Source organism: Myxococcus sp. CA051A, from assembly GCF_013336705.1.
Taxonomy (GTDB): domain Bacteria; phylum Myxococcota; class Myxococcia; order Myxococcales; family Myxococcaceae; genus Myxococcus; species Myxococcus llanfairpwllgwyngyllgogerychwyrndrobwllllantysiliogogogochensis.
In genome coordinates this window covers 767,088-791,003 of the sequence record NZ_JABUMS010000003.1, presented here as the reverse complement: position 1 = coordinate 791,003, position 23,916 = coordinate 767,088, and the positions used below count along the sequence as shown (strand labels likewise).

At 70.6% G+C, this 23,916-nt stretch carries 18 protein-coding genes; 7 read left to right on the top strand and 11 right to left on the bottom strand.

Going from position 1 to position 23,916, the window contains the following annotated elements; genetic code table 11:
* Positions 1 to 165: 165 nt before the first annotated feature.
* Positions 166 to 3,222 carry a sensor histidine kinase gene (locus tag HUA74_RS13155; protein WP_174454801.1) on the bottom strand — a complete coding sequence of 1,019 codons (3,057 nt, stop codon included), beginning with the start codon at positions 3,220 to 3,222 and terminating at the stop codon, positions 166 to 168.
* 148 nt (positions 3,223 to 3,370) lie between these two features.
* Positions 3,371 to 3,922 carry a GNAT family N-acetyltransferase gene (locus HUA74_RS13150; protein WP_174454800.1) on the bottom strand — a complete coding sequence of 184 codons (552 nt, stop codon included), beginning with the start codon at positions 3,920 to 3,922 and terminating at the stop codon, positions 3,371 to 3,373.
* 128 nt (positions 3,923 to 4,050) lie between these two features.
* Between HUA74_RS13150 and HUA74_RS13145 the strand changes: the two genes are divergently transcribed.
* Positions 4,051 to 4,710 (top strand): N-acetyltransferase, encoded by a 660-nt coding sequence (locus HUA74_RS13145; protein ID WP_174454799.1) that lies wholly within the window; start codon positions 4,051 to 4,053, stop codon positions 4,708 to 4,710.
* Positions 4,711 to 4,778: 68 nt separating this feature from the next.
* On the opposite strand, the gene HUA74_RS13140 is transcribed toward HUA74_RS13145, so the two are convergent.
* The 3 genes from HUA74_RS13140 to galU form a co-directional block, all read right to left on the bottom strand.
* A complete protein-coding gene (locus HUA74_RS13140; RefSeq protein WP_174454798.1) occupies positions 4,779 to 5,402 on the bottom strand; it encodes a glutathione S-transferase family protein in 624 nt (207 codons plus the stop codon).
* A gap of 180 nt (positions 5,403 to 5,582) precedes the next feature.
* Positions 5,583 to 6,338 carry a hypothetical protein gene (locus HUA74_RS13135; protein ID WP_141648655.1) on the bottom strand — a complete coding sequence of 252 codons (756 nt, stop codon included), beginning with the start codon at positions 6,336 to 6,338 and terminating at the stop codon, positions 5,583 to 5,585.
* Complete coding sequence (galU, locus tag HUA74_RS13130) at positions 6,335 to 7,237, bottom strand: UTP--glucose-1-phosphate uridylyltransferase GalU (RefSeq protein ID WP_174454797.1); 903 nt, start codon at positions 7,235 to 7,237, stop codon at positions 6,335 to 6,337. The genes HUA74_RS13135 and galU overlap by 4 nt, the downstream gene beginning before the upstream one ends.
* Positions 7,238 to 7,297: 60 nt before the next feature.
* Here galU and HUA74_RS13125 point away from each other — a divergent pair, with 60 nt between their 5' ends.
* Positions 7,298 to 8,149 carry a hypothetical protein gene (locus HUA74_RS13125; protein ID WP_141648657.1) on the top strand — a complete coding sequence of 284 codons (852 nt, stop codon included), beginning with the start codon at positions 7,298 to 7,300 and terminating at the stop codon, positions 8,147 to 8,149.
* 3 nt (positions 8,150 to 8,152) lie between these two features.
* Here the strand turns inward: HUA74_RS13125 and HUA74_RS13120 are convergent, their stop codons facing one another.
* The gene (locus HUA74_RS13120) at positions 8,153 to 11,779 is read right to left on the bottom strand and encodes a hypothetical protein (RefSeq protein ID WP_174454388.1); all 3,627 of its coding nucleotides are present in this window, start codon (positions 11,777 to 11,779) and stop codon (positions 8,153 to 8,155) included.
* A gap of 2,455 nt (positions 11,780 to 14,234) precedes the next feature.
* Between HUA74_RS13120 and HUA74_RS46795 the strand changes: the two genes are divergently transcribed.
* Positions 14,235 to 14,960 carry a glycosyltransferase family 2 protein gene (locus tag HUA74_RS46795; protein WP_371745664.1) on the top strand — a complete coding sequence of 242 codons (726 nt, stop codon included), beginning with the start codon at positions 14,235 to 14,237 and terminating at the stop codon, positions 14,958 to 14,960.
* Here HUA74_RS46795 and HUA74_RS13110 read toward each other — a convergent pair.
* Positions 14,911 to 15,831, bottom strand: coding sequence for an RluA family pseudouridine synthase (locus HUA74_RS13110; protein WP_174454796.1), 921 nt, complete (start codon positions 15,829 to 15,831; stop codon positions 14,911 to 14,913). The two genes, HUA74_RS46795 and HUA74_RS13110, sit on opposite strands and share 50 nt — an antisense overlap.
* A gap of 174 nt (positions 15,832 to 16,005) precedes the next feature.
* Between HUA74_RS13110 and HUA74_RS13105 the strand changes: the two genes are divergently transcribed.
* Positions 16,006 to 17,526 (top strand): peptidase M3, encoded by a 1,521-nt coding sequence (locus HUA74_RS13105; protein ID WP_141646489.1) that lies wholly within the window; start codon positions 16,006 to 16,008, stop codon positions 17,524 to 17,526.
* A gap of 18 nt (positions 17,527 to 17,544) precedes the next feature.
* On the opposite strand, the gene HUA74_RS13100 is transcribed toward HUA74_RS13105, so the two are convergent.
* From HUA74_RS13100 to HUA74_RS13090, 3 genes are all read right to left on the bottom strand, one after another.
* Entirely contained in the window at positions 17,545 to 17,889 is a 345-nt protein-coding gene (locus tag HUA74_RS13100; protein WP_141646503.1) for a hypothetical protein, read from the bottom strand.
* 146 nt (positions 17,890 to 18,035) lie between these two features.
* Positions 18,036 to 18,563 (bottom strand): hypothetical protein, encoded by a 528-nt coding sequence (locus HUA74_RS13095; protein WP_141646490.1) that lies wholly within the window; start codon positions 18,561 to 18,563, stop codon positions 18,036 to 18,038.
* Between the two features lie 328 nt (positions 18,564 to 18,891).
* Complete coding sequence (locus tag HUA74_RS13090; protein WP_141646491.1) at positions 18,892 to 19,929, bottom strand: hypothetical protein; 1,038 nt, start codon at positions 19,927 to 19,929, stop codon at positions 18,892 to 18,894.
* A 106-nt stretch (positions 19,930 to 20,035) separates the two neighbouring features.
* Between HUA74_RS13090 and HUA74_RS13085 the strand changes: the two genes are divergently transcribed.
* Positions 20,036 to 20,935 carry a DUF2058 family protein gene (locus HUA74_RS13085; RefSeq protein ID WP_174454795.1) on the top strand — a complete coding sequence of 300 codons (900 nt, stop codon included), beginning with the start codon at positions 20,036 to 20,038 and terminating at the stop codon, positions 20,933 to 20,935.
* Positions 20,936 to 21,005: 70 nt separating this feature from the next.
* Here HUA74_RS13085 and HUA74_RS13080 read toward each other — a convergent pair whose 3' ends face one another.
* Positions 21,006 to 22,187, bottom strand: coding sequence for an acyl-CoA dehydrogenase family protein (locus HUA74_RS13080; RefSeq protein WP_141646493.1), 1,182 nt, complete (start codon positions 22,185 to 22,187; stop codon positions 21,006 to 21,008).
* A 109-nt stretch (positions 22,188 to 22,296) separates the two neighbouring features.
* On the opposite strand from HUA74_RS13080, the gene HUA74_RS13075 reads away from it, so the two are divergent.
* Positions 22,297 to 23,103, top strand: a complete 807-nt coding sequence (locus HUA74_RS13075) for a sterol desaturase family protein (RefSeq protein ID WP_174454794.1) — start codon at positions 22,297 to 22,299, stop codon at positions 23,101 to 23,103.
* Positions 23,104 to 23,154: 51 nt separating this feature from the next.
* Positions 23,155 to 23,916, top strand: a complete 762-nt coding sequence (locus HUA74_RS13070) for an SDR family NAD(P)-dependent oxidoreductase (RefSeq protein WP_141646495.1) — start codon at positions 23,155 to 23,157, stop codon at positions 23,914 to 23,916.

Here is a 23,916-nt window from a genome sequence, read left to right as displayed (position 1 = left end):
AACCACAGTGCCAGGGCTGTCTGACATGGCCCGGCCCCCAGGTCCACGGCTCCGCGCGTGGGGCTCGCGAGGCCACGGCGCCACTCCCTGGGGAGGCCTGCTCGCACGCCACCCGCCCGGGCGTGCGAAGGACGAACGCAAAGCACCGCTTCCGAACGAAGTCCGTCAGCGACGGCCCGACCACGGGCGCAACAGGCGACGCCAACCCTCCAGCGGGTGGCGCAGGTAGGCACGGTCCGCGCGCACCGCGACGACGATTTCCGTGCCGGCGCCTTCGCGGCTGACGATGTCCAGCCGACCGCCCACCTTCGCGGCCCGCTCCCTCATGCCGCGCAAACCCCAGTGGCCCGCCCGGCCTCCCTGGTCCAGGGTGGCGGAGTCGATGCCACTGCCGTCATCGCGCACGCACAGCCGCAACTCCGGGGGCTCGAACAGCAGGCTGACCTCCACCTCGCGCGCGCGGGAATGCACGAAGGCGTTGCCAATGGCCTCGCGGCCGATGCGGTAGAGCTCATCGGCGACCAGCGGTTCCAGCGTGCGCGCGGCTCCCTTGACCACCATGCGCAGTTGGGGCCCTTCCCGTTCGTCGAAGTCACGCATCAACGAAGCGAAGGCCGCGGCCAGGTCGTCCTGGCCCTGACGGGTGTCGCGCAACGCGCTGACCCTGTCGCGTCCCTCCGTCAGCATGTCGTCCGCCCGGTCCAACGCGCTCTGGAGCCCAAGGCGCATCTCTCCCGCCGGCAACCGCGACGTCACCACGTGGACGTTGAGCACGAGCGCCTGGATGCCCTGCAACAGCGTGTCGTGCAGCTCCCGGGCGATGCGCTCGCGCTCCGCGTGCCGTTCCTCCAGTCGCATCCGCAGCCGCCGCGTCACCTGCCACAGCCGCAAGGCATACAGGAGCCACAGGGCCACCAGGGCGCCCAGGACACACAGCGCGATGAACGCACCCGTCTGGAAGAAGGTCGGCTCGATTTCGAAGTCGAGCGTGGCGCCCTGCTCGTTCCAGACGCCGTCCTCGTTGGCGGCCATCACCTGGAAGCGATACGGGCCGGGGCCCAGGTTCGTATAGGTGGCCTCCCGTCGTTGGCCCGCGTCCTTCCAGCCGTCATCCACGCCGTGGAGCCGATAGCGGAACACCACGCGCTCCGGCATCCCCAACGCCAGCGCGCTGTAGGCGATGCGCAACTCCCGCGTGCGCGGCGGCAGATGGAGCATGGGCGCCAACGCGTACGTCGAATCTCCTGTCGCCACCGAGCGAATCACGACGGGAGGCGCCACGGAGTTGCGTTGGATGTGGCTCGGATCAATCCAGCCCAATCCGTTGGCGGCGGCGAACCAGAGCCTGCCGTCTCCACCCTCCACCAGGGTGGGCAGTGGACGGACCTGCTGCGCGCCGCCCGGCATGCCGTCGTTCATGTCGAAGAGTTCGACGGGCATCGGATACGCCGAGTCCTTCAGCGCCCGCCGCAGGTCTTCCGCCGCGATGCGCACGCCGCCCGCATGGCCGTTGAGCCACAGCGTGCCGTCCGTCGTCTCCAGCAAGCCGGTGATGCCCGTCAGCGCCTCCGGCCGGGTCGCCTGCAACGGCCGGAACCGCTCACCGTCGAACGCGGCCAGCCCCAACGCGCCGCCCACCAGCGTGGTCTCCCCCGGGAGGATGGCGGTCACCGTGCCCGTGCGCAGGCCGTGCGCTTCCGTGAACGTGCGGACCCGCGGGCCCTCCATGATGGCGAGCTGGTTGGCGCTGTAGCCGAACCAGACACGCCCCTGGCCATCGAGCACCGCGCGAGCAGGCGGCAGGTCGGGGAGCGCCCCGATGCCGCCCTTCGGAGTCCACGTGTCGCCGTCCAGCCGGTACACCGTCGAGGCACGGAACGACACCCACAGCTTCCCCGCCGCGTCGCGCACGATGGCCTGGATGCGCTGCTCCTGCTCCTTCGCGGGGCGGGACAGGGAATCGATGCGGCCCGGGTTGAAGCGCCAGAAGCCCTCGGAGCCGCCCAGGAGGAGGCTGCCGTCCGTGTCCAGCGCGGTCGCGGTGATTTCACCTTCGATGCCGGGAACCAGGACCGGCTCGGCGTCCAGCCGCCACCACTTGTCCAGGGTCTTCAGGCGCGTCGCGCTGCCCGTCCACATCCCGCCGTCGCGGTCGGCGATGAGCGCGAAGTAGTTGACGTGGGTGGGGAAGCGGACAGCCGTCACATCGTTCCGGCGGAAGCGGTCCAGCCCCAACTGGGAACCCACCCAGATGTTGCCCTCGCGGTCCTCGAGCAGCGTCATCGCCGAGTCGGATGAGAGTCCGTCTCTCGCGCCGAAGACATCGCCCGTCACCACCCGGCGCTGGAACGGCTTGCCGACCGCATGGGGCTTCGCGTCGCGACAGATGCCGGAATTGACGCAGCCACACAGCCACATGGCGCCGTCCCGGTCGAACAGCGTGTCCTGGGAGGTCGCCCCCTGGAAGGGACTGACGGGAGCGGAGCCCAAGGGCTCGGGCAGACCCGGGCCGCGCAGGGGACTGAACCCCTGGTCGTCGGCCTTCCAGAAGGTGCCGTCATGAACCAGCCACATTCCCCACAGGGTGAGCCCAGGCGTCTCCACCCGCTCGAAGCGGCGAGCACCCGGACGAAGCACGTACGTGCCACCGTCGCCCGTCACCCACAGTCCGCCGCTCCGGTCCCGCGTGAGCGCGTTCCAATAAATCCGGGCCAGCCCCCAGCCGAGGTCCCCGGGTGACCACGCGCCCTGCTCGAAGACGTAGAGCCCCTGAGGGGTGATGGCCCACGGACGCCCGTCCCCATCCTCCTCGAAGGACTCCACGGGCGAGCCCTGGGGCAAGCCCCCCGGGAAGAACTGGAGAATTTCCCCGGACGCCTTGCGGACACTGGCGCCGCCGAAGGAGTACGCGACCCAGAGGTCCCCGTTCGTGGTGGCTTGCAGCACGCTGATGGAGCGCGACGCGGTGCTGTCCGGGGGCAACACGTCCTGACGTTCGAACCGGACACCGTCGAAGCGGTACAGGCCCGACGCCGTCCCCAGCCACAGCCAGCCGTCGACCGTCTGGGCCATGGCCCAGATTCCGGAGGGGGCTCCATCCTTCTGCGTCCACGCGGTGTGGTGGAAATCCCGGAGCGTCGTCATCCGGGCAGGAGGCTCGGCGGACGCGATTCCGGGTCCGCCCAGCACGAGCGCGAGCAGCAGGCCGCACATCAATCCCATCCGACTTCCACTTCCGACCAGGCCCCGGATGGCCTGTCCTCGCCCTTGACACGTTCGAACGCACATCTCGCGGGCCACCATAGAACGAGTTCCGGCCACATCGAGCAGGCGAGCACGCGCGCGTCCACGCAGCGCGGCGCACGAGTCCTCAGTCCACCATCACTCGCGGGTCGAGCCACAGCGCACAGCGCCGCTCTCGCGGCAGGCCGGCCCTCGCTTCGTGCTCCAACACTTCCCGAAGCCGGTCATCCAGCGCGTCGTCCGGAATGCGGGTGAACCCGAGCCCGACATAGAAGGGCTCGTTCCAGGGCACGTCGAGGAATGTGGTCAAGGTGAGGGTGGACAGGCCCGCCTCGCGGGCATGCGCGGCGGCGGCCCGAAGCAACGCGCGGCCGAGGCCCCGCCGCTGATGAGAGGGGTGCACCGCCATCTGCCAGACATGCAGCGCGGAGCCCACCGCCTGCGCGGTGAGGAAGCCCACGACGCCCGCTTCCGCGTCCCGGGCCACCCACACCGTGCGCGCCAGAATGAACGGGCGGTGGTCGGCCTCCTCCATGACGTCGTCGTCGGCAATCCAAGCCAGGTCGTCGAGCTGACGGAACAACTCACCAGAGGCCCGTTCGAGCGCGGCGAACCACGCGCCGTCCTCCAGCGTGGCGGGGAGGATGGCGACGCGGGAGTGGGAGTCGGAGGAAGACATGGGCATCGGCTCGACGGCGCGCGCCCGACGGCAGGACATCGGTCGGAGTTCAGCGAGGCGCGACTCGCGCGGGTCATTGTCCGCGACACGGGCGGGCGTGCCCAGGGTCGGTCTACAGTTGCTCCATCATGACGGTGAGCATCCAGAACCTCGGACCGGAGTTGCTGGAGCAGGTGGGGCCGCTGTGCGCACGGGCCTTCGATGACTACCCCTTCCTCGCGGAGCTGTTTCCGGGCCCCTCGGAGAAGCGCGCACAGGTGGCCTCGGCCTTCTACGTCGCCACGGTGCGCGACTGTCTGGAGCATGGCGTGGTGCATGCCACCGTCGAGGACGGACGGCTGACGGGCGTGGCCGCGTGGCTGCGGCCGGGGGCTTTCCCCCAGTCACTCGGCAGACAGGCGGGCTTCCTGCCCACTGTCTGGGCGGGCCTGCGTCACTTTCCGGGACGCGCGCGGCTGGCACTCCAGGCGCTGGCGAGGCTGGAGCGCTACCACCCGCACACGCCCACCCACTGGTATCTGGCCACCATCGCGGTGGACCCGGCGCATCAGGGACGCGGGCTGGGCGTTCGCTTGATGCGCGCGGGCCTGGCGCTGGCCGAGGAGACCCACGCGCCTTGCTTCCTGGAGACGGCCAAGGCGGCCAACCGCGACTGGTACCTGGGCTTCGGCTTCGACCTGCAGCGCACCGAGCCGTGCTTCGACGGAGGACCGCCCCAGTGGTTCATGTGGCGTCCCCCAGAGGCGCGCTCCGGCATGGGGCCCGAGGAGACGGCGCGCACGGCGTAGGCCGTCGGAGCACGGGCCCGCGCACGACGAGCGCGTGCGGGCTTGCCCCTCACCGCCCCGGACGAGACCTATCCGTGGGCGACCTTCTTCCACGAGGGCCGGCTGCTGATGCGCTTCCACCACGCGGCCACGCTCGGGTGCTTGTCGAACAGGCCCTGCTCACCGGCCGCGACCAGGAACTCCAGCTCCGGCATCCACGACACGTCCGCGAGCGAGAAGCTGTCTCCCGCGAGATAGGGCTGCTTCGCCAGCATCGGCTCGAGGATGCCGAACACCTTGTCCACGCCCGCGCGGCCCTCCTGCACCCGGGACTCATCCGCGGCGCCGCCACCCATGTGCGGCTTGAAGACGCGCTCCCAGATGACCTTGAAGGCCGCGGGGCTGAAGTAGCTCTGCTCCACGCCGATGAACTGCTCCATCAGCCCATAGGCATGCGGCTGGGATGGCGTGAGAGAGACCCCCGGCAGCTTGCGGTCCAGATAGCGGATGATGGCGCGCGACTCGTAGAGGATGAAGCCGTCGTCCTCGAAGGCGGGCACGACACCGAAGGGATGGCGCGCCAGGTGCGAGGGGTGCTTCTGCTCACCCTTGCCCAGGTCCACGAGGACGAACTGGGCCTCCTGCCCCTTCTCCAGCAGCGTGGTGAGGACCTTGCGCGTACAGATGCTCATCGGGTGGCCGTAGACCTTCATGTCCGTTCTCCCTCTGTCGGCGTCCAGGGCCGCGAAGGCCCCGGCCGGGCGGCGCGACTCTTCATCGCGCCCCCGGACGTCGCAAGCGAATCAGGAAGGAAGGTCCGCGCCGTGAACACCGCCGCTCCACCACCGTGACGCGTCAACGCCCCGGCGGAAGTGTCGGCGGTGTCCCGGTGACTACGGCGTGAAGAGCTTGTCGGGCACCGTGGCCCGGGTGTCGCCCTTCAGCGCGGTGAAGCGCACGACGCGCTGGTCACCGCGCCACACCTCGATGCTGCGCGGCATCGCCTCACCCACCGCGGGCGAGTTGTAGTCCAGGAAGCGCACGTCCCACGCGACCTTGGCGGAGTCCGTGTAACGCAGCCGCGCGGGGCGGAAGGAGTCCTTGTACACCCAGAACTGGGGACGCCCCTCGGCCTGGTCGCCGAGCACATACGCGACCTCTCCACTGAAGCGCGCCAGGCCCGTGCGGGACGTGTCGACACCCAGCCCCTGAAGGTACTGCTGCACCGACTCCTTGAGCTGCTGCACCGGCCCGCCGCCCGCGGCGAAGAGCGGGCACACCTGCGCGACGAGCACGGAGAGCGACGGGATGTCATTGCCCTCCAGCCGGCGACGCCCCGCCACCTGCACCACGGCGGTGCGCGCGTTGCCGTCCGGCACCGAGGCCTCGAAGCGGCAGCGGCCCGGCATGCGCAGGTACAGCACGCCGTCGCCCTGCACGTCGGGACGGTCCGTCGCGGTGCCCAGCGCCGAGCCCGCCTCCTTCACCCCGGGGCCACTGAAGCTCAGCGAGCCTTCCACTCGCAGCCCGGAGAGCTTCAGTTCGTCCCGCTCCCCCACCATGCGCCGGAGGATGGAGCCTCCCGGCAGCACGTAGGCGGCAGCGGTGAAGGACAGCAGGACTGCGACGAGTGCGACGATGCGCTTCACGGCTTCTCCGTCTTCACGACCTCACGCATGTACTCGAGCAACCCGCCCCGCAGCTCGGGGCGCTTGAGGGCGTAGGCGATGTTCGCCTTCAGGTATCCCACCTTGTCGCCCGCGTCATAGCGCTGACCCTTGAATTTGTACCCCAACAGACCGTGCGACTGCTGGAGCGTGGCCAGGCCGTCGGTGAGCTGGATTTCCCCGCCCACGCCCGGCGTCTGCTGCTCCAGGATGGGGAAGATTTCCGGGGGCAGCACATAGCGGCCGATGACGGCGAGGTTGGAGGGCGCGGTGCCCTTCTTCGGCTTCTCCACGACGCGGTCGATGCGGATGACGCCGTCGCCCAGGTCCGTGCCGGCGGCGATGCCGTACATGTGCGTCTCGTCATCGGGCACTTCCATCAGCGCGATGACGGCCTGGTTGTACTGGCGGAACACGCGAGCGAGCTGGCGGATGCCCGGCTCCTCGGCGTCAATCATGTCGTCGCCCAGCAGCACGCCGAAGGGCTCGTTGCCGATGGCGCTCTTGGCGCACAGCACCGCGTGGCCCAGGCCCTTGGGCTCCTTCTGGCGGATGCTGACGACCCGGACCAGGTCGGCGATGGCGCGCAGCTTGTCCGCGTCCGCCGTCTTGCCCCGGGCGCGCAGCGTGGTCTCCAGTTCGAAGGCGATGTCGAAGTGGTCCTCGATGGCGCCCTTGCCGCGGCCATTGATGAGGACGACATCCTCGATGCCGGCGGACACCGCCTCCTCCACGATGTACTGGAGGGTGGGAGTGTCGACGATGGGCAACATCTCCTTGGGCACGGACTTCGTGGCGGGAAGAAAGCGCGTGCCCAGCCCGGCTGCCGGGATGACACACTTACGGATAAGGGGCTCTGCCTTCGGTGCGTTGGCGGACATGGGGCCAGGGAATCTATTGGCGCCCACCCACCCCATCAAGCTGGTTAGGATGATGGCCCCATGTCGCTCCGCCCCGTCGTGCTGCTGTTCGCCGTGTGTGTCTCCACCGCCGCCCTGGCCCAGCCCTCGGAGGACCTGAGGGACGTCATGAGCGCACGCGCCTATGGCATGGGCGGCGCCTACCGCGCCCTCGGCCTGGGCACGGAGGCCATCCTGGGCAACCCCGCCGCCATGGCCCTGTATCCGGCCTACCGCGTCGAGGGGACAGCGGCCTGGGACCACCGCATCAAGGAGGGCGTGCTCGGCGTCTCCGTCATCGACGGCGCCACCAGCAAACTGGCCATGGGGATGGACTACCACTGGGTCAGCCTGGGACGCGGCGGCGCTCGCACCACCGCCCATCTCAGCTCGCTGGGCGTGGGGTTTCCATTGACCCCGGGCATCCTGATTGGTGCCGCGGCGCGCTACCTCCGGATGAGTGGCATGGACCGATATGCCAACTCGGTGACAGTTGACACGGGCCTGTTGTTCCGGCTGTCCCAGTCACTGGTGGCCGGGGTGTCCGGGCACAACCTCATCAACACCAACAACGTGGAGCTGACGCGGTACTACACGGGTCATCTCGGCATCAACTCGGGGATGTTGACGGTGGCCGGTGACGTGCGCGCGGACTTCGAGACGAACGACAAGACGACGCTCACGTACAGCGGTGGCCTGGAGTACATCCTCGGGATGCAGGTTCCGCTGCGTGCGGGCTATTCGTATGACGGCTTCACGCGCACGTCGCGGCTGAGCACGGGCCTGGGCTTCATGACCGAGACGGGCGGCGGTCTGGACCTGGCGTACCGGTACGAGATGGGTGGCGAGAAGAGCCGCATGCTGGCGCTCACCATCCGCATGCAGATGAACTGAGCTTCAGCGGGGAGCGCGCAGGGCGAGGTAGCGCTCGGACGCGGCGAAGCGCAGCAGCTCCACCAGCTCCGAGTCCTGCGAGCGACGGGAGCGAATCACCGTCACCGCCGGCCCCACACCACCGCAGGCCACCAGGCCCGCGCGGTTGGCGGAGTCTCGCGCGGCGTCCGCGAGGGACGAGGCGTTGAAGTCCCGGGTGCCGGAATCCAGCAGCTCGAGGGTGCGCTCCAGGGCGCGCGGGGACAGCGTTTCGCGCACGAGCCGGGCGTCCGCGCTGGAGTCCTTCGGGTTCTTGAGGACGGTGGACAGCAGGGCCAGGGCGCGCAGGAGCTGGGCGCCCTTGAGCGCGCGCAGGGCGAGCAGATCGGGTGACAGCGACAGCAGGGCACGGCCTGCGTGGAAGCGCAGCTCGGCGGCGGGCAGGGCCTGGCGAATCACCGCGCGGCCCACGAGCAGGCGAGGCTTGTCGGTGTGGACGGCGGTGAAGGGCGGACCATCGTCCTCGGCGAGCACGAGCTCCGGCAGGTTCACCGCGAGCACTCGCGCGGAGGTGTGCAGGGCGTCGAGGACGGCGGGAGCGCCCGGGCCCGCGACGGCGCGCAGGGGTTCGGAGGCGTCGGCGGCGCGGCCCTGGGCAGGGAAGAGGCGACAGAGGGCGATGCCCGAGCACGCGAGCAGTTCACCCGAGGAGGTCCGCAGTCCGGGGTGACGCAGGCCCGCGCGCTCGTCGACGGTGAGGGCGGGCCGCTGGAGCCGGGGCACGGGGACGTCGCGGCCGGCGAGGGCCTCGACGATTTCGCGCATGAGGGCGGCGCGCGGAGCGTCGCCTCGGGTGTCGAAGAAGTCGGCGAGGTTCGCGTAGGAGACGGTGTCGAGGGGGCGCTCGCGGAGCTGGCGGAAGACCTCGGGCTCGGTGTCGGCCGGTGGAGCGGGCTCGGGGACGACGATGGGGTTCTCGCGCGTCTCGGCGGCGCCCACGGAGGGACGCTCGGATTGCGCGGCGGGCTTCGAGATGAAGGTGCGGCCCGGCGCGGGACCGGCCGAGGTGCCCTCGGGGCGAGAGCCACGGAGGACGCGGCGCACGGGGTCCATGCGTCCCGGCGGGGCTTCCCAGGAGATGACGCGCGTTTCGGGGACGGACGCGGCATCGAGGTCCATGGGCTTGCCGCTCATGAGGTCGATGGCCTTGCCGCCTCGGGGGGATTCTGGAGGGCTCGCGGGACGCGCGGTGCCCTGGGCGCGCGCGGGAGGGGCACTGTCGGCCGGAGGGGCCGGGGGCGCGGGGGGACGTTCGGCGCGAGGAGCGGGGGCGCGCGGTGGTGGGGCGGCGGGGGCTTTTGCTTCGGCGGGCTTGTCCGCGCGCACGGGGACATTCGCGCCGAAGGCCACCGTCGACCCCGACGGCGCGGGTCTGTCGAGCTCCGGGCCCAATGAACCCAGCGGGTCCTCGCGCGACTCTTGCGCGCGACCCGGTGGGCGCGCGGGTTTCTCGGTGCGCGCGGCGGGCTTCTCGGCGCGCGCGGCGGGCTTCTCGGCGCGCGCTCCCGTGGCCCCGGCAGGTGCCGGATGCTCGGCGCGTACGCCATCGGCCCGAGGAGACGCGGGCCTCTCGGCGCGGGCACTGGACGCAACGAGCTGCTCGGCGCGTTCGCCGGACACGACGGGCTTCTCGGCGCGTGCGCCGGACGCGACAGGCTGCTCGACGCGTGCACCAGACGCGGCGGGCTTCTCGGCGCGAACACCCTCGGCCCGGGCTGGTGCTGCCCTCTCACCATGGGCGCTCGCTGCATCACTTTGCGCGGCAGCTGCACTCACAGGCGCCGCCAATCTCGCGCCTTGCGCAGCGACAGCCCCCGACGCGGAGGAAGTGCCAGAAGGCGGCGCCGACTTCTCCGCGCGCGCTCCTCCGCCACTGCCCTGCGCGGTGGCTCCGCCAGCGAGCACGGACCCCTTCTCACCGCGCGCGACCGAAGCGCCTTGCCCTCCCGATGGCGATCCGCCCCACTCCTCGCGAGCGTCAGACGCGCCACCTCGAGCAGAAACGGCCCCCTGAGGAATCGTCGCCCTCTCTAGCCGCTGAGCCGCGCCCGGTCCCTTGTCCCCGCGCGCCGCCGAAACACTCGCAGCCACGGAGGCTTGTGCGGCGCCGCCCTTCTCGCCACGCGGCCCCGATGAACGCTCCGAGCCTTCGACCGCGGCCCCACCAGGAGAAACACTGGGGTCGGAGGTCGACGTAATCTCTTCGGACAAGTCATCGCGCCCTGCCGCGACAAGAGACGTCGTCGCCACGGGCAACGGAACGAGCGGTGACTTGGGTCCGCTCGGCTCACGGCGAGGTGTCGCGCTGCGAGGAGGCTCGGGGGGAGCCGCCTCCCGCTCCTCACGCGCGAGCCTCAGCCCTTCCGCGCGCCTTGCATAGACCTGAGCGCGCTCGGGATTCCGGAGCGACTCACGCCACATCCGCGCCAGCCTGTCCCAGGTCTGCTCGCGTTCGAGTTCGTCCTCCGTCGCGGTGGCCGCATTCTCAAGCGCCCAGGCCGCCTCACCCTTGTTGTCGCGCGCCAGCAGGCGCTCCACGAGCAGCAGCCACGCTTCCTTGTGCCCTGGCTCGAAGCGCACTGCCTGACGCAGCTCGTTCAGCGCGGCCTCGCTGTCTCCCGACGACTCCAGCGTGGCCACCAACTCCAGGCGGGACTGCCGCGCGACGGGCCCCCGCGACTCGCGCGCAATCTGGGCGCGAAGAAGCTGCCCGAGCGCCGCCATGTCCCCCAGCTCTCGCGCGAGCCACAGGAGCCGCTCACGGGCCTGCTCACTGTCGGGACTCTCGATGAGCACCTCGCCCCAGGCCCACTGAGCCAGGCGCGAATCATCGAGCTGTTCCTCCGCCGTACGCGCGAGCACCCGGAGCGCCTCCGCGCGGTCGGCCGCCCGACGTGGCGTGGTGGCGAGCACCGAGCGAAGGCGTGTCGCGATGACTGAGCGCTCCGCGTCCTCGACGCACAGCAGAAGGCCTGCGAGCGCGGGAATCAGCCCCGGCACAAGCGCCTCCGAGGCCTCGAAATCCGCGCGGGCCTTCTGCGGCTCCCCCATGTGGAGCCAGCGCTCTCCTCGGGTCAGAAGGGCCGTGGCGCGCGCGCGGCCCGTCTTCGCATGCTGAATCGCCTCATCGAGCGCACGCCGAACCAGCGAGGCGTCGTCACGCGAGGCCAGCAACCGGACCTGCTCACGCAGCGCGGCCCGGTCACCGGTCAGTTCGACAATCTCCCGGTACATGCGCGCCGCGCCAGCGGGGTCCTGGAGCTCGGTCTCCATCACCTCCGCGAGCCGCGTCAGCGCCTCCGCCCGCGCCACGGGGTCCTTCGCGCGGTCCGCGCGCTTGAGGTACAGCTGGGCCAGTTCACGCCAGGCCCGACGCGCGACGAACTGCGCCTCCAGCTTCTGCGAACGCGCCAGTTCCTCCGCGTCCTCGCCAGGAGTGGACTCCACGGGCCCAGGTCGCCCCGTTCGGGACGGCGGCACCGTGGCGGGGCTGCCCATGTTCCGGGGCACGGGCTCCGCGCGGACCGGTGCCGACATACCGGGCGGTGCACCGCCCAGTGCGGCGAAGAGGTCGGCGAGAGGAACCTCCATCGTCTCCGAACGCGGAGCCTCTTCAGCTCTCGTGATGGATGGCGCTGGCTGCGTCCTGGAGCGAGCGGGCTCCGTGCCCACCGGGTGCAGCACGGGGGGCGGGCTCGCGAAGACAGGCTTCCCCTTCGAGGAGCGGCCTGGGCTTCCAGCAGCGGCGCGCGCCGGTGGTGGCGCTTCCTGCGGGGGAACATCCCAGGGGAAAGACAGGTCTTCGACCCTGACCGCCGGCATCTCCACCTGGGTCTTCGCGCGGAGGTCGGCTTCGGTCGGGGACTCGTCCGCCAGGGCCCGAGTGGACCCAGGGGCCGAATCCGCCAAAGGAGCAGCCTCATCGCTCGACGCGGCACGAGACGACGAAGCCATCTCGTCAGTCAGGTTCGTGCTTGCCGGGGACGGACTTGAGGAAGCCCCCGTGTCAGCGCGGCCCGCGATGGACTCGGCATCGAGAGGCAGAGCCAACGCATCGGTCCGACTCACGCTCGGCTCGGCTCCGATGGGCGAAGCCGTCGGAACGGTCAACTCCAAGCTCGACGCGACCTGTGTCGAGGCGTGCCCCAGGCGAGGATGGGCAGCGCTTGATGCAGTACGGGCTGGCGAAGCGACTGAGTCCGTCGGCTTCGCACCGGCCACGACCTGATGCTCGGATTGCCCTACCCCGGCGCGTGCCTTCGTTCCGACGGCCGCACTACTCGATGAGGTTGAGGAAGCCACCTCGGACAGAGAGGCTTCCACTTCACTCAGCCCGGCACTCGATGCGGCTCCGGTCGGCAAGGCGTCCGCGCCACTCTGACTGGTTGAAGCCGCCTTGTTGGGCGGAGCCCCCGAATCGCGAGTTCCAGTTGAAGCCGACTCGCTCGGAAGAGCCTCTGCGCCACTCTGCCTGGTTGATGCCGCCTTGTTGGGAAGGGCCTCCTCATCGAGAGGCCCAGTTGCAGCAGCTTTGTTGGGCGAGGCATCCACGCCGCTGGGCCCAGTTAAAGCCATCTCGCTCGGTAGAGGCGCCGCACCACTCTGTCCGGCTGAAGCCACGTCGCTCGATAGAGGCGCTGCGCCTCTCTGCCCAGGTGAAGCCAGCTCGCTCGCCAGGGGCGCTGCGCCACTCGGCCCGGCTGAAGCCACTTCGCTCGTCAGAGTCGCTGCGCCACTCGGCCCAGGTGAAACCAACTTATTGGGCGAAGCCGCTGCGTCGCTGGTCCCTGTTGAAGCCTGCTTGTTGGGCGTCGCCGCTGCGTCGCTGGCCCCTGTTGAAGCCTGCTTGCTGGGCGTAGCCGCTATGTCGCTGGGTGCTGTTGAAGCCGCCTTGTTGCGCGAGACCTCTGCGTCGCTGAGCCCAGTTGACGCTACGTCGCTCGGCAAAACTTCCGCGTCACCCGGTCCACTCAGGGCTCCGTTGTTCGACGGGTCCTTCGAGAAGTCTGCCGCAGCACGCGGGACTGCATTGCTCGATGTAGCCGCCTCGTCACCTTGCCCAGCACGAGGAGCCTGTTCGGTCGGCAACGTCCCCGTGCGGCTCCCCCCCGCGATTGAATCCGCCTCGGTCGGAGAAGCCTCTTTGTCGAGCCGCTCCATCGCCGGAGCCGCATTCCGCAACGCACCCGGCGCATCACTCCCCGCCACGCCTCGCACAGCTCCGGGACCTGCGTCCCTCGACAACGACAGCTCCGCCGAAGCCTCCGTGGCGGGAGCATGAACCACCCCACTCGCCGCAGCCTCCGACTTCGCGCGTGATGGCGCGGAGTCCACGGACAACAAGCCGCTGTCGCGCAACCCCTGCTCCGAGGACTCTTGCCCCGACGAGGCCCCCGCGCTCGGCACCGACTCGGTCGGGTCCACATCCCACGGCACCACCGGCGCACTCGCCGACGACGTGGGCGCCTGCACGGAACGCGCTGAAGACGCATCCTCCAGCGACACGGCCTCCGCCGCGCGCGGCACCACGGTGGTCGGAGCCTCCGACATGCTTCCAACCTCGGGAGGCTCTCCCCGACCGGAGCCCACTCCAGGCGACGCCCCCACCATCGACAACCCGAGGGGCGGGCCCTCCACCTGGAACTGCACCCGCGCCAGCTCCATCGTGAGCGTACGCGGCACCGAAACCACGGCAGGCGGACCCGACGTCGCACCCGTGACGTCGACCACCGTCGCCGCGTGGTAGTCGACCTCGTCCTCTTCCCAGACCGCCATGGCCTGCACGCCCGACTTCTTCGTGGGCAGCTTCTCCAGCACCGCGCTCGTCGGCGACGGTGCGCGCCCTCCGCTCACCCCACCCCTGGCGCGGAGCACATCGAGGACCCGCCGCGCGCGGCGCTCCTCGGGGAACTCTCCCACCAGGGCCTCCAGCACCAAGACTGCTCGGGGTGCCTGGTTTGTCTTGCGCAACACCCGCGCGAGCTGACGCCGTACAGCGCGACGCACCTCGGCGGATGCGGTGGCGGGAACGGAATCCAGCAACCCGATGGCAACAGCCTCGACACCCGCGAGTCGCGCGAAGCGAACGAGCCCCGCGGCCAGGCGCGGCGACATGGGAAGGGTCCGGCCGGCTTTCTCCAGCTCCTCGAAGGCCCGCGAGGGCGCACCTTCGCGCAGCCAGCGCACAGCGGCACCAAGGTGGCGAGCCACCCCGACTTCCGCATCGTCCGTCGACCCGACCTCGAGCATGCCGGTTCGCGGCACCTCCTGTCGGACGGCCGCGGGCTCCGGCGTGCCGGCGTCCTTGCCGTTTCTCACGCCACCCATGGGTGCGGCAGTCTACACAACGACGGCCATCCCGGTTGTCACCGTCATTCTTCCCGCTCGAAATGCCGAGGCCCCCGTGGCCCGAGCGACGGCGAGCCTCCTGAAAGGCACTCTCCAGGACCTTCGGCTGCCTGCTGTCGACGGTGGCTCGGCGGGCACCCTCACCGTCCTGGCGGGACTGGCCGCCCACGACCCAGGGATGGAGCAACTTGACGGCGGCGGCCCAGGTCTGGTGGCGGACCTGAACCGGGCGCTCCGGGAAGCCCTCGACCTCGCCCGGATGGATGCGGACGACGACGCCCTCCCCCACCGCCTCATGCCAGGTGTGGCCGCCCTGGAGGCCGAGCCCGACCTGCCCCGTGTGGCCCGGCCGGACGAAACCCCGGTGAGCCCCTTCACTTCTCGGGCACGGTCCCCTGGGGAACCGCGACGCCCACGAGGGTGAAGAAGCGCAGCAGGTCCTCGGGCGCCGGAGCCTCCACTCGCAGCGGCGTTCCCGTGCGCGGATGCGCCAGCTCCAGCGCCTGCGCATGCAACAGGCAGCGGGCCGCGTCGACGCCTCCCGCCCGCTCCGCGCCGCCATAGCGCGAGTCCCCGAGAATGGGCGCGCCAAGCGCCGTCAGGTGCGCCCGCAGCTGGTGCGTGCGTCCCGTCTGGGGCAACAGCTCCACCACACAGAACTCCGGCCCCGCGTACAGCGTGCGGAAGTGCGTCAGCGCGGGCACGCCGTTCGCCGCGCGAGTCGCTCGCCAGCGCCCCGGACGCGACGGGTCCTTCGACAACGGCAGGTCCACCGTCCCCGATGCGGGCAGCCCAGGGCCAGTGGCCGCCACGTAGCGCTTGCGCGCCCGACCCTCCCGGAACTCCGCCGCCAGCGCCGACGTCGCCTGGGGCGTCTTGCCGAACACCGTCACCCCCGAGGTCTCCCGGTCCAACCGGTGCACCAGTCCCGCCTCGCGTCCCAGGTAGCCACTCACCTGGTCCACCAGGCTGCCTCCCACGCGCGCCTCCGTGGGCTGCGCGGGGAGCCCCGGCGGCTTGTCCACGGCGAGGACCTCCGCGTCCTCATGCAACACGCGGAACGTGGGGGCGTCGGGGGCCTTCTCCAGCGGGCTCTGCCCTCCCTCCTCCAGCACCACCGCCACCACCTGCCCGGGGGCCAGCCGCGCCTTCACATCCCGGCAGCGCCGCCCGGCCACGTACACGGCGCCCACCTCCACCAGCCCACGCGCCTGCTCCACGGGCAAGCCGAGCTCCGCGGCCACCGCCTCCACCACCGCCCGCGCGCCTTCCGCCCGGAATGTCCGACGCTTCACGGCCCACCTCACACACTTCCAATGCCGGGCTGCTCGCTACAGAAAGGCACGGCGAACCACAAGCCGGAGCCTGCTCGCTCGCTGGGATTCACCTGTCCTCCAGGGGCCAACAAGCGACGGAGCATCCCACCCTCGGCCCTTTGTGCTCGCCAGCCCTGGTACGGTCCGCGCCCCATGGACCGCCCCCTACACGCCGTCCGCACACGGCTGGACGATTTCCTCGCCGAGCTGGCCACCCTTCAGTACCGGCATGGTGCCGGCCTCGCGCGAGAGCTTCCCATCGCGAGCCTCCACGCCTCCTTCCCGGAGCTGTCCGCCCCGGACACCTTCGTCGCCGCCAGCGAGGCGCTCGCCAAGGCCCGAGCCAAGAACGACGTCCTCGCCGCCCGCCGCATCCAACTCGTGCGCGAGCTGGTGGCCACCCAGGTGGAAGAGGCCCTCGCCGCCCGTGCCGCCCAGGCCATGGCCACCGTGGAAGCCAACGCGGTGCTCAACGTCGACGACGAGTCCTTCAACTTCACCGGGGCCATGGGGCGACTCCCCCACGAACCGAATCGTGCCCGCCGCGCCGGCCTGGAGCGCGCCGTCGGCAACTACCTCTGGGAACACCGAAGCCCCTATGGCGACCGCCGCGAAGCCGCCCTGCTCACCGCCGAGCGACTGGGCGCCCAGGACTATCCGTCCCTGCGCGAGGACGTCACCGGCATCGCCTACGCGAAGCTCGCCGAGGCCGCCGAGCAGACGCTGAAGCGCACCGAGGACGCCTACCGCGACGTGTTCGCCTACGTGCTCAGGAAGACGGACCCGCAACTGCGGCCCCTGCCTGGTGGTGATGCGCGTCGGCATGACGTCCAGGCCGCGCTTCAGGCGCCATGGCTGGACGAGCACTTCCGCCGCGAGGATGCGTGGCCCGCGGTGCGCCAGTGGATGGGCGAGTGGGGCTTCACGCCCAACGCCGGAGGCCGCATCCACCTGGACGAGGAGGACCGCCCCGGCAAGTCCCCCCGCCCCTTCGTCGTCACCATCCGCGTGCCGGACGACATCCGGCTGGTGCTCCAGCCGCGCGGCGGACTTGATGCCGTGGGCAGCCTGCTCCACGAGCTGGGCCACGCCCACCACCGCGCGCATGTCTCGGAGGACCTGCCCATGGAGCTGCGCCGCCTGGGCGACGCGGCCGTGACGGAAGCGCACGCCGCCGTCTTCGAGCGACTGCTGCTGTCCTCCGATTGGCTCAAGCGCTACCTGGGCCTCGCCACGATGCTCGCGCGCGACACGGCGCGGATGGCCGCGTTCCAGTCGCTCAGCGTGCTGCGCCGCCACTGCGCGAAGCTGTCCTACGAGCTGTCACTCTGCAGGAAGGGCCCGTCCACCGAGCGCGCCGACGAGTACGCCGACGGCCAGCGCCGCGCCCTCTTCGCGGAGCCACATCCCGGGTTCTACCTGTACGACGTGGACCCCCAGCTCTACGTGGCGCACTACCTGCGAGCCTGGGCCCTGGAGGCCCGACTCACCACGCGCCTCACCGAGCGCTTCAACGAGGACTTCTGGAGGAACCCGAACGCCGCCACCTGGCTGAAGGGGCTGTACGCTCGGGGTGGAACGGATGACGCGGAAGGACTGGCCACGGAGGTGTCGGGCACGCCGCTGGCATTGCCCGAGGCGGGGGAGCGCCTCGTGGCCATCCTCAACCGGTAGTGGTGGCTGCGCGAGCGACTACTTCTTCTTGCGCAGCGCCCGGACGATCTTGTCCTTCGTCGGGTTGGCGGCCGTCTCGCGAGCACGGGGTGCTTCGGGCGCCGCCGCCTTGGTGGCCGGCGTCTTGGCCGCGGCGCGAGCGCGCATGGCCTTCATCAACTGCATCTCGATGACGAGCAGCTCGTCGCCCAGCTCTTCGTTGTCACCGGCAGCGCGCGGAAGCGGGGCTCGCGTGCTGGAAGCGCCGGCGCCATGCCGCATGCGCAGCGCCTTCTCCTCCTCGGCCGTGAGCGTGCGCGTCTTCTCCAGCGCCGCCTTGACCTCCTTGGCCGTCACCGTGCTACTCCCGACCTTGCGCTCCATCTCCGCTCCCTTGTTGTGCAGTCCGCTGAACATCCGAGCATGTCGGACGCGTCCGAGCCGCAACCGTCGGGGATTGTAGAGGACGCAAGAGTTGGCGCAAATTTTCTTCCAACAGGTCGCTCCCGCCCTGTAGCGCCAGAGGGTGCCTACAGGTGCATTCCCAGTCCCAGGAACGCGGTGGAGAGCGCCTGGCGCCGCCCGGAAAAGGGAGACCCGCTGGCGGAGAAGTTCTGGTAGCGGGCCTGGGCGGACAGGAAAAGCCGGCGTCCCAGCTCCACGTCCATTCCCCCGCACAGCTCCGGCCCCAATTGGAGAACACGCGGCGGCTCCTCCCCTTCCCGGCCGTGGGACACCAGGAGGCTCACCCCCAGCCCCAGGTACGGGCGGACCCGGCGTGCTTCGGGAATCGTGATTCGCAGGGACATGGGGGTCGCCTCGGTGAGCCGGCGGTTGGAGGCCACATGTCCGCCCACCTCCAGGAGGGACTGCTCCCGGCGATAGCTCCACGCCAGCCCGGCGCTGTAGCCCACCTCCCGCCGCCCGTCCGGGTCCTTCAGGACGAACGCCCCCACCGGGAACACGGTGACGCCCAGACTGCGAGAGGGAGGCTCCGCCCTCGCGAGCGGCGTGACGAGCCCGCACAGGCACAGGAGCAGGAGGCGGAGACAGCGCATGGGCCCAGGGAGAGCAAGGCACACGCCACCCGGAATCCCACGTAAATCCAGGGGCTTGAGAGGCGCAATGGCGCCCCTGCCACGGGTGTCCGGGCGATGCGGTCAGGGCAGGCGACCTGGCTCGGACGACCCGCGCGCCTGGCTCCCATGACTCGCTTGTCCGGCTCGAAGGAGGCCTCCTCGGGAGGAGGCCCACTCGTTCAACGGACGGCTCCGCCGGGACCGCTCCGGGAGGGCGCTCACCCAGGCACCCCACCTGCTCGACGAACGACTCCGGCGCGGCGGCATCAGTAGGGCGCCCACCCGGGCGCCCCACCCGCTCGACGAACTACTCCGGCGCGGCCTCGTCCTCGGGCTCGGGCGGCGCCTCACCCGGCGTCGTGCTCTTGGCACCCTCGGGCTTCGCGCGCTCGATGCCGAAGCGGTCCAGCGCGTCGGCGATGCCCTGGGGCTTGTCCGCGTCGGGGAGGAACTCCTCGGGCGGCGCGAGCCTCGGGTCCTTGCCCAGCTCCGACAGGGACGCCTCCAAGGTCAGCCGCAACTCCGCCGCCTCGGGCGTCTTCTCCGACGGCACCCCGACGCGCCCGTCCAGCCGCGCCTTGAGGACCACGGAGGTGGCCGCGTCCACCAGCACCTCGCCATCCAGCGAGCGCGGCAGCCGGTGGGCGAAGAAGTTCGCGCGCCGACGCGTCGTCTCGTCCGAGCCCCCCTTGGACTGGAACAGCGCCGGCAGCGGTCGGGACGCATCGCCCTCCGTGGCCGGGGCCAGCGTCACCACGTAGCGCCACGCCGTGCGCCCTTCATAGGTGACGGTGCCCTGCGGGGCGAGCTTGAGCCGCCCCTGGAAGAGGATGTCGAAGTCGCGGATGGCGCCGGTCAACTCCGTGCGGGTGCGCTCGGCCATGCCGCGGTCACGAAGGCGCTGACGGAACGGGCCATACCGGTTGCGGGCGAACACCTGTCCCCCCACGCGCATGACCTCCAGGCCCTGGTCCCTCGAGTTCTCCAGCACGCCGTGGAAGTCGCCGCTGACACCCCCGGGCCCCGCGCGGAACGTGCGCGTCTCGGTGAGCTTCACGGGGTTGGACTCGGCGGAGGTCCACTCGTAGCCGAGGGTGGCCTGGTAGCGGTGGGGACCCAGCCGCTCGGTGATTTCGGCGGCGTCCATGCCGAGGATTCGGCGGGCCACCTGAGGGTTTTCCGCGACATCCTCCGGCGGGAGCTTCTGCTGGGCGGAGGCAACCACCTTGGGAGGGTCCTCCGGCGAGAAGATGCGCGCCTTGGCCGCCTTGTCGACCGGGTCCGAGCAACTGGCGGCGGCCAGCGCCAAGGCGAGGGTGACGGCGGACTTCTTCAGACGGCTCACGACTCCTCCGGAGGGGGTACCACGGGGGCGGCAAGTTACGTGGCGCATACAAGAGCGGCAAGCAGCGGCTTGCGTGCGGCCGTGCAAGGGATAGAACGCCCTTCTCATGCAGAACCTGCGCGACAAGTTGTTGAAGGCGGGCCTCGTCACCGAGGAACAGTCCAAGAAGGCTGATGCGGCAACCAGCCAGACGGAAGCCCGGAGGCCCCAGCCCCAGGAGGGCGGACGTCCAGGCGGCAACCGTCCTCCGCCCCGGCGTGACGAGAACCGGACATCCGGTGGCCCGTCACCCCGGAGCGAGGACCGTGGCCCCGGCCCCCGAGAGGGTGGCGGACGTCCCGGTGGTGGCCGCCCTGGTGGTGGCGGTGCGCCCCGTCATGGTGGCTCGTTCCGGCCCGGTGGCGGTGGCGGAGGTGGAGCGCCCCAGCACGGGCGTCCCGCCGCCGTGGCCGAGAAGCCCATTCCCAAGCTGCCCCCCATGCCCGGCTCCAAGGCCTACCAGCGCGCCGAATCCAAGCGCCAGGTGGAGCTGGACAAGGCGCTGCGCGAGCTCGTGCTGGGCTCGCAGGTGCCGCTGGAGCCCGGGGAGACGGCGTTCTACTTCATGACCCGCAAGGGCAAGCTGCGGCGGATGGAGTTGACGCCGGAGCAGGCCAAGCGGCTGGAGGACGGCGAGCTCGGCGTGGTGGAGCGTCCGGACCCCGCGCAAATCGAGCACTCGCTGGTGCCCGCCGCGGCGGCCGAGCAGATGTTCGCGCTCTCGAAGAAGGCGGTGCGCTTCTTCAACCGGAAGGACAACCCCGTCGGCTTCATGAACGACGAGGAGCTCAAGGCGCAGCAGGCGGCGGAAGCCGCTGGCACCGCGCCGGAGCTGTCCGACGAGGCCTCGGCGGAAGGCACGGAGACCGCCTCGGAGGAAGGCGCCGAAACGTCCGCTCCGACCGAAGCCGAGGCGACGACGGCCGAAGAAACCCCGAAGGCCGAGGGCGGCGAGAGCCAGGGCTGACCTCGGCTTCACCCGTGATGGCCCTCCCCTCTCCCGCTCGACTGGGATGAGGGGAGGCGTCACGCGGACGTCAGTCGAAGGCGTCGATTCCGGTGATGGCCTTGCCGAGCACCAGCGTGTGCACCTCGTGGGTGCCCTCGTAGGTGAAGACCGATTCGAGATTCAGCATGTGGCGCACCGGTGGGTACGCATCGGTGATGCCATTGGCGCCGTAGATGCTCCGCGCCACGCGGGCGATGTCGAGCGCGCTCTTCACGTTGTTGCGCTTGGCCAGGCTCACCATGACGGGCGTCACCTTGCCCTCGTCCTTGAGCCGCGCCACGCGCAGGCCCACGAGCTGCGCCTTGACGATGTCCTGGAGCATGTCCGCCAGCTTCTCCTGCGTGAGCTGGTAGCCGGCCACGGGCTTGCCGTTGAACGACGCGCGGGACAGGGAGTACTCACGCGCGCCCTCGAAGCAGGCGATGGCCGCGCCGGTGACAGCGAAGGCGATGCCCAACCGCGCGTTGTTGAGACAGGACAAGGGGCCTCGCAGGCCCACCACGCCGGGCAGCATGTTGCGCGCGGGCACACGCACGTCCTGGAAGGACAGCTCGCTGGTGATGGACGCGCGCAGGGAGAACTTGCCGGGGATGTCCCGCGCGGTGAAGCCGGGCATGCCCTTCTCCACCAGGAAGCCTCGGACGGACTCGGGGCCGCCGTCGTCCGTCTTCGCCCACACCACCGCGACGTCGGCGATGGCGCCGTTGGTAATCCACGTCTTGGTGCCGTTGAGGACGTAGTCGTCGCCGTCCTTGCGCGCGCGGGTGCGCATGCCTCCAGGGTTGGAGCCGAAGTCCGGCTCGGTGAGGCCGAAGCACCCGATGACGCGCCCTTTGGCCATGCCCGGCAGGAAGCGCTCCTTCTGCTCATCGCTGCCATACGCATGGATGGGAAACATGCAGAGCGAGCCCTGCACGGAGGCGAAGGAGCGCAGCCCCGAGTCTCCCCGCTCCAGCTCCTGGAGGATGAGGCCGTAGCTGACGGTGTTCATCCCCGCGCAGCCGTATCCCTGGAGGTTGGCGCCCAGCACGCCCATCTCCGCGAGCTGGGGGACCAGGTGGAATGGGAAGGTGCCATCGCGAAAGTGCCCGCCGATGATGGGCAGCACTTCGCGGTCCACGAAGGCGGCCACCGTGTCGCGAGCGGCCTTCTCCTCGGGGGACAGCAGGTCGTCCAGCCGGAACAAGTCAGTGATGTCCGCGCGTGCCATGGCGCCGTCCTAACGCCCGCCTCCAGGAGCGTCAAACGCCCCCGCAACCGCGCCTGCCTCCGGGGGGTTAACATGGGGTGTCGGCGGCAAGGGCCGGAGGTGGAGCACGATGGTGCACGCATTCATGGCGCTGTTTCCCTTCGTCCTGGGCGTGTCGGGGACGCTGAAGGTGTCGATGGTGGGCCTGGGATGGTGGGCGGCCGGGCTCCAGGCCGGGGCGCGGCGGCGCGTCTACCGCAAGCCGCTGGCGCCGGGACAGCTTCGCAGCGAGGCGTGGGCGGCGGTGCGGGTGTTGGTCTTCGACGCGGTGCTCGTCGCCGCGTTCCGCGTCGTGTACCAGTCGCGACTGGCGCCCTTCAGCGTGGGCGCCACGGTGGCGACCTTCGCCTTTCTCTTCGTGGGCTTCGAGGTGTGGTTCTACGCCACGCACCGCCTGCTGCACACCCGCGCGCTCTACTGGTTCCACGCGCAGCACCATGTGGCGCAGGTGACGAATCCGCTGACCTCGCTGTCCTTCTCGTTGATGGAGCGCGCGGTGCTGCTGGCGGGCAACTTCGGCCTCGTCATCCTGGCGATGGAGGTGATGCCCGTCACCCAGGCGGGGGTGATGCTCTACATCCTCGCCAACTACGTGCTCAACGTGGTGGGCCATGGGAACACCGAGTGGCTGCCGGAGCGCTTCGTGTCCACCTGGCTCGGGCGACAGGTCCTCACGCCCACCTTCCACGCCATGCACCACGCCCGGCACCAGGGCCACTACGGCCTGTACACCACGGTGCTGGACCGGTGGCTGGGCACGGCGTTCGACGACTATCCCCAGGTGCATGCCCGCGCGCGGGCCGGCGAGGGACTGGAGCGCGTGGGGGAGCGGCTGCGGCCCCAGGCGCCCGTCGCGGTGCTCGCCCCCACCGCGTGAGTCGTGTCGTCGGGCGTGCCCGTGCCGGCCTGGGGCGCTAGGCTGCCGCGCATGACGACGATCCAGAAGACCGTGGTGGTGACGGGCGCGAGCCGAGGCATTGGCCGCGCCGTGGCGTTGACCTTCGCGCGTGAGGGCTATCGCGTCTGGGCTTTGGCCCGCGCCGCGGATGCGCTCGCGGTGCTCGTGAAGGAGGGCGGAGACAGCATCCGGCCCCTCGTCGTGGACGTGGCGGACGAGGCCGCGCTGGTCGCGGCGACGAAGACGATTCTCGCGGAAGGCGCCCCGGGCGTGCTCGTGAACAACGCGGGCATCACCGTGTCCGCACCGCTGACGAAGACGAGCACCGCAGACCTGGCGCGGGTAATGGCCATCAATGTGACGGCCCCCTTCCTGCTTTGCCGCGAGCTGATGCCCGCGATGGCACAGGCGGGAGGTGGCCGGGTCATCAACATCGGCTCCATGGCCGCCGTGCGCGGGATGAAATACACGTCCGCCTACTGCGCCTCCAAGCACGCGCTGCTGGGCCTGACGCGCGCGCTGGCTGTGGAGTACGCGAAGAAGCAGGTGACGGTGAACGCGGTGAACCCGGGCTGGGTGGAGACGGACATGTTCTCCAACGCGACGGCGGCGATTTCACACACGACGGGTCGCACCGGAGAGCAGGCGCGCGAGGCCCTGGCATCGATGAACGCCATGGGCCGCATCGTCCAGCCGGAGGAGGTGGCGGCGCTGTGCCTCTTCCTCGCGTCGGACGCGGCGGGCGCCATCACGGGTGCCGCTCACGCCATCGACGGTGGTGAGCTGGGCTGA

Coding starts and splice junctions, on each gene's coding strand:
- HUA74_RS13155 (WP_174454801.1), bottom strand. CDS start 3,222: ATGGGATTGATGTGCGGCCTGCTGCTCGCGCTCGTGCTGGGCGGACCC.
- HUA74_RS13150 (WP_174454800.1), bottom strand. CDS start 3,922: ATGTCTTCCTCCGACTCCCACTCCCGCGTCGCCATCCTCCCCGCCACG.
- HUA74_RS13145 (WP_174454799.1), top strand. CDS start 4,051: ATGACGGTGAGCATCCAGAACCTCGGACCGGAGTTGCTGGAGCAGGTG.
- HUA74_RS13140 (WP_174454798.1), bottom strand. CDS start 5,402: ATGAAGGTCTACGGCCACCCGATGAGCATCTGTACGCGCAAGGTCCTC.
- galU (WP_174454797.1), bottom strand. CDS start 7,237: ATGTCCGCCAACGCACCGAAGGCAGAGCCCCTTATCCGTAAGTGTGTC.
- HUA74_RS13125 (WP_141648657.1), top strand. CDS start 7,298: ATGTCGCTCCGCCCCGTCGTGCTGCTGTTCGCCGTGTGTGTCTCCACC.
- HUA74_RS13120 (WP_174454388.1), bottom strand. CDS start 11,779: ATGGAGGTTCCTCTCGCCGACCTCTTCGCCGCACTGGGCGGTGCACCG.
- HUA74_RS46795 (WP_371745664.1), top strand. CDS start 14,235: ATGGCAACAGCCTCGACACCCGCGAGTCGCGCGAAGCGAACGAGCCCC.
- HUA74_RS13105 (WP_141646489.1), top strand. CDS start 16,006: ATGGACCGCCCCCTACACGCCGTCCGCACACGGCTGGACGATTTCCTC.
- HUA74_RS13100 (WP_141646503.1), bottom strand. CDS start 17,889: ATGGAGCGCAAGGTCGGGAGTAGCACGGTGACGGCCAAGGAGGTCAAG.
- HUA74_RS13095 (WP_141646490.1), bottom strand. CDS start 18,563: ATGCGCTGTCTCCGCCTCCTGCTCCTGTGCCTGTGCGGGCTCGTCACG.
- HUA74_RS13085 (WP_174454795.1), top strand. CDS start 20,036: ATGCAGAACCTGCGCGACAAGTTGTTGAAGGCGGGCCTCGTCACCGAG.
- HUA74_RS13080 (WP_141646493.1), bottom strand. CDS start 22,187: ATGGCACGCGCGGACATCACTGACTTGTTCCGGCTGGACGACCTGCTG.
- HUA74_RS13075 (WP_174454794.1), top strand. CDS start 22,297: ATGGTGCACGCATTCATGGCGCTGTTTCCCTTCGTCCTGGGCGTGTCG.
- HUA74_RS13070 (WP_141646495.1), top strand. CDS start 23,155: ATGACGACGATCCAGAAGACCGTGGTGGTGACGGGCGCGAGCCGAGGC.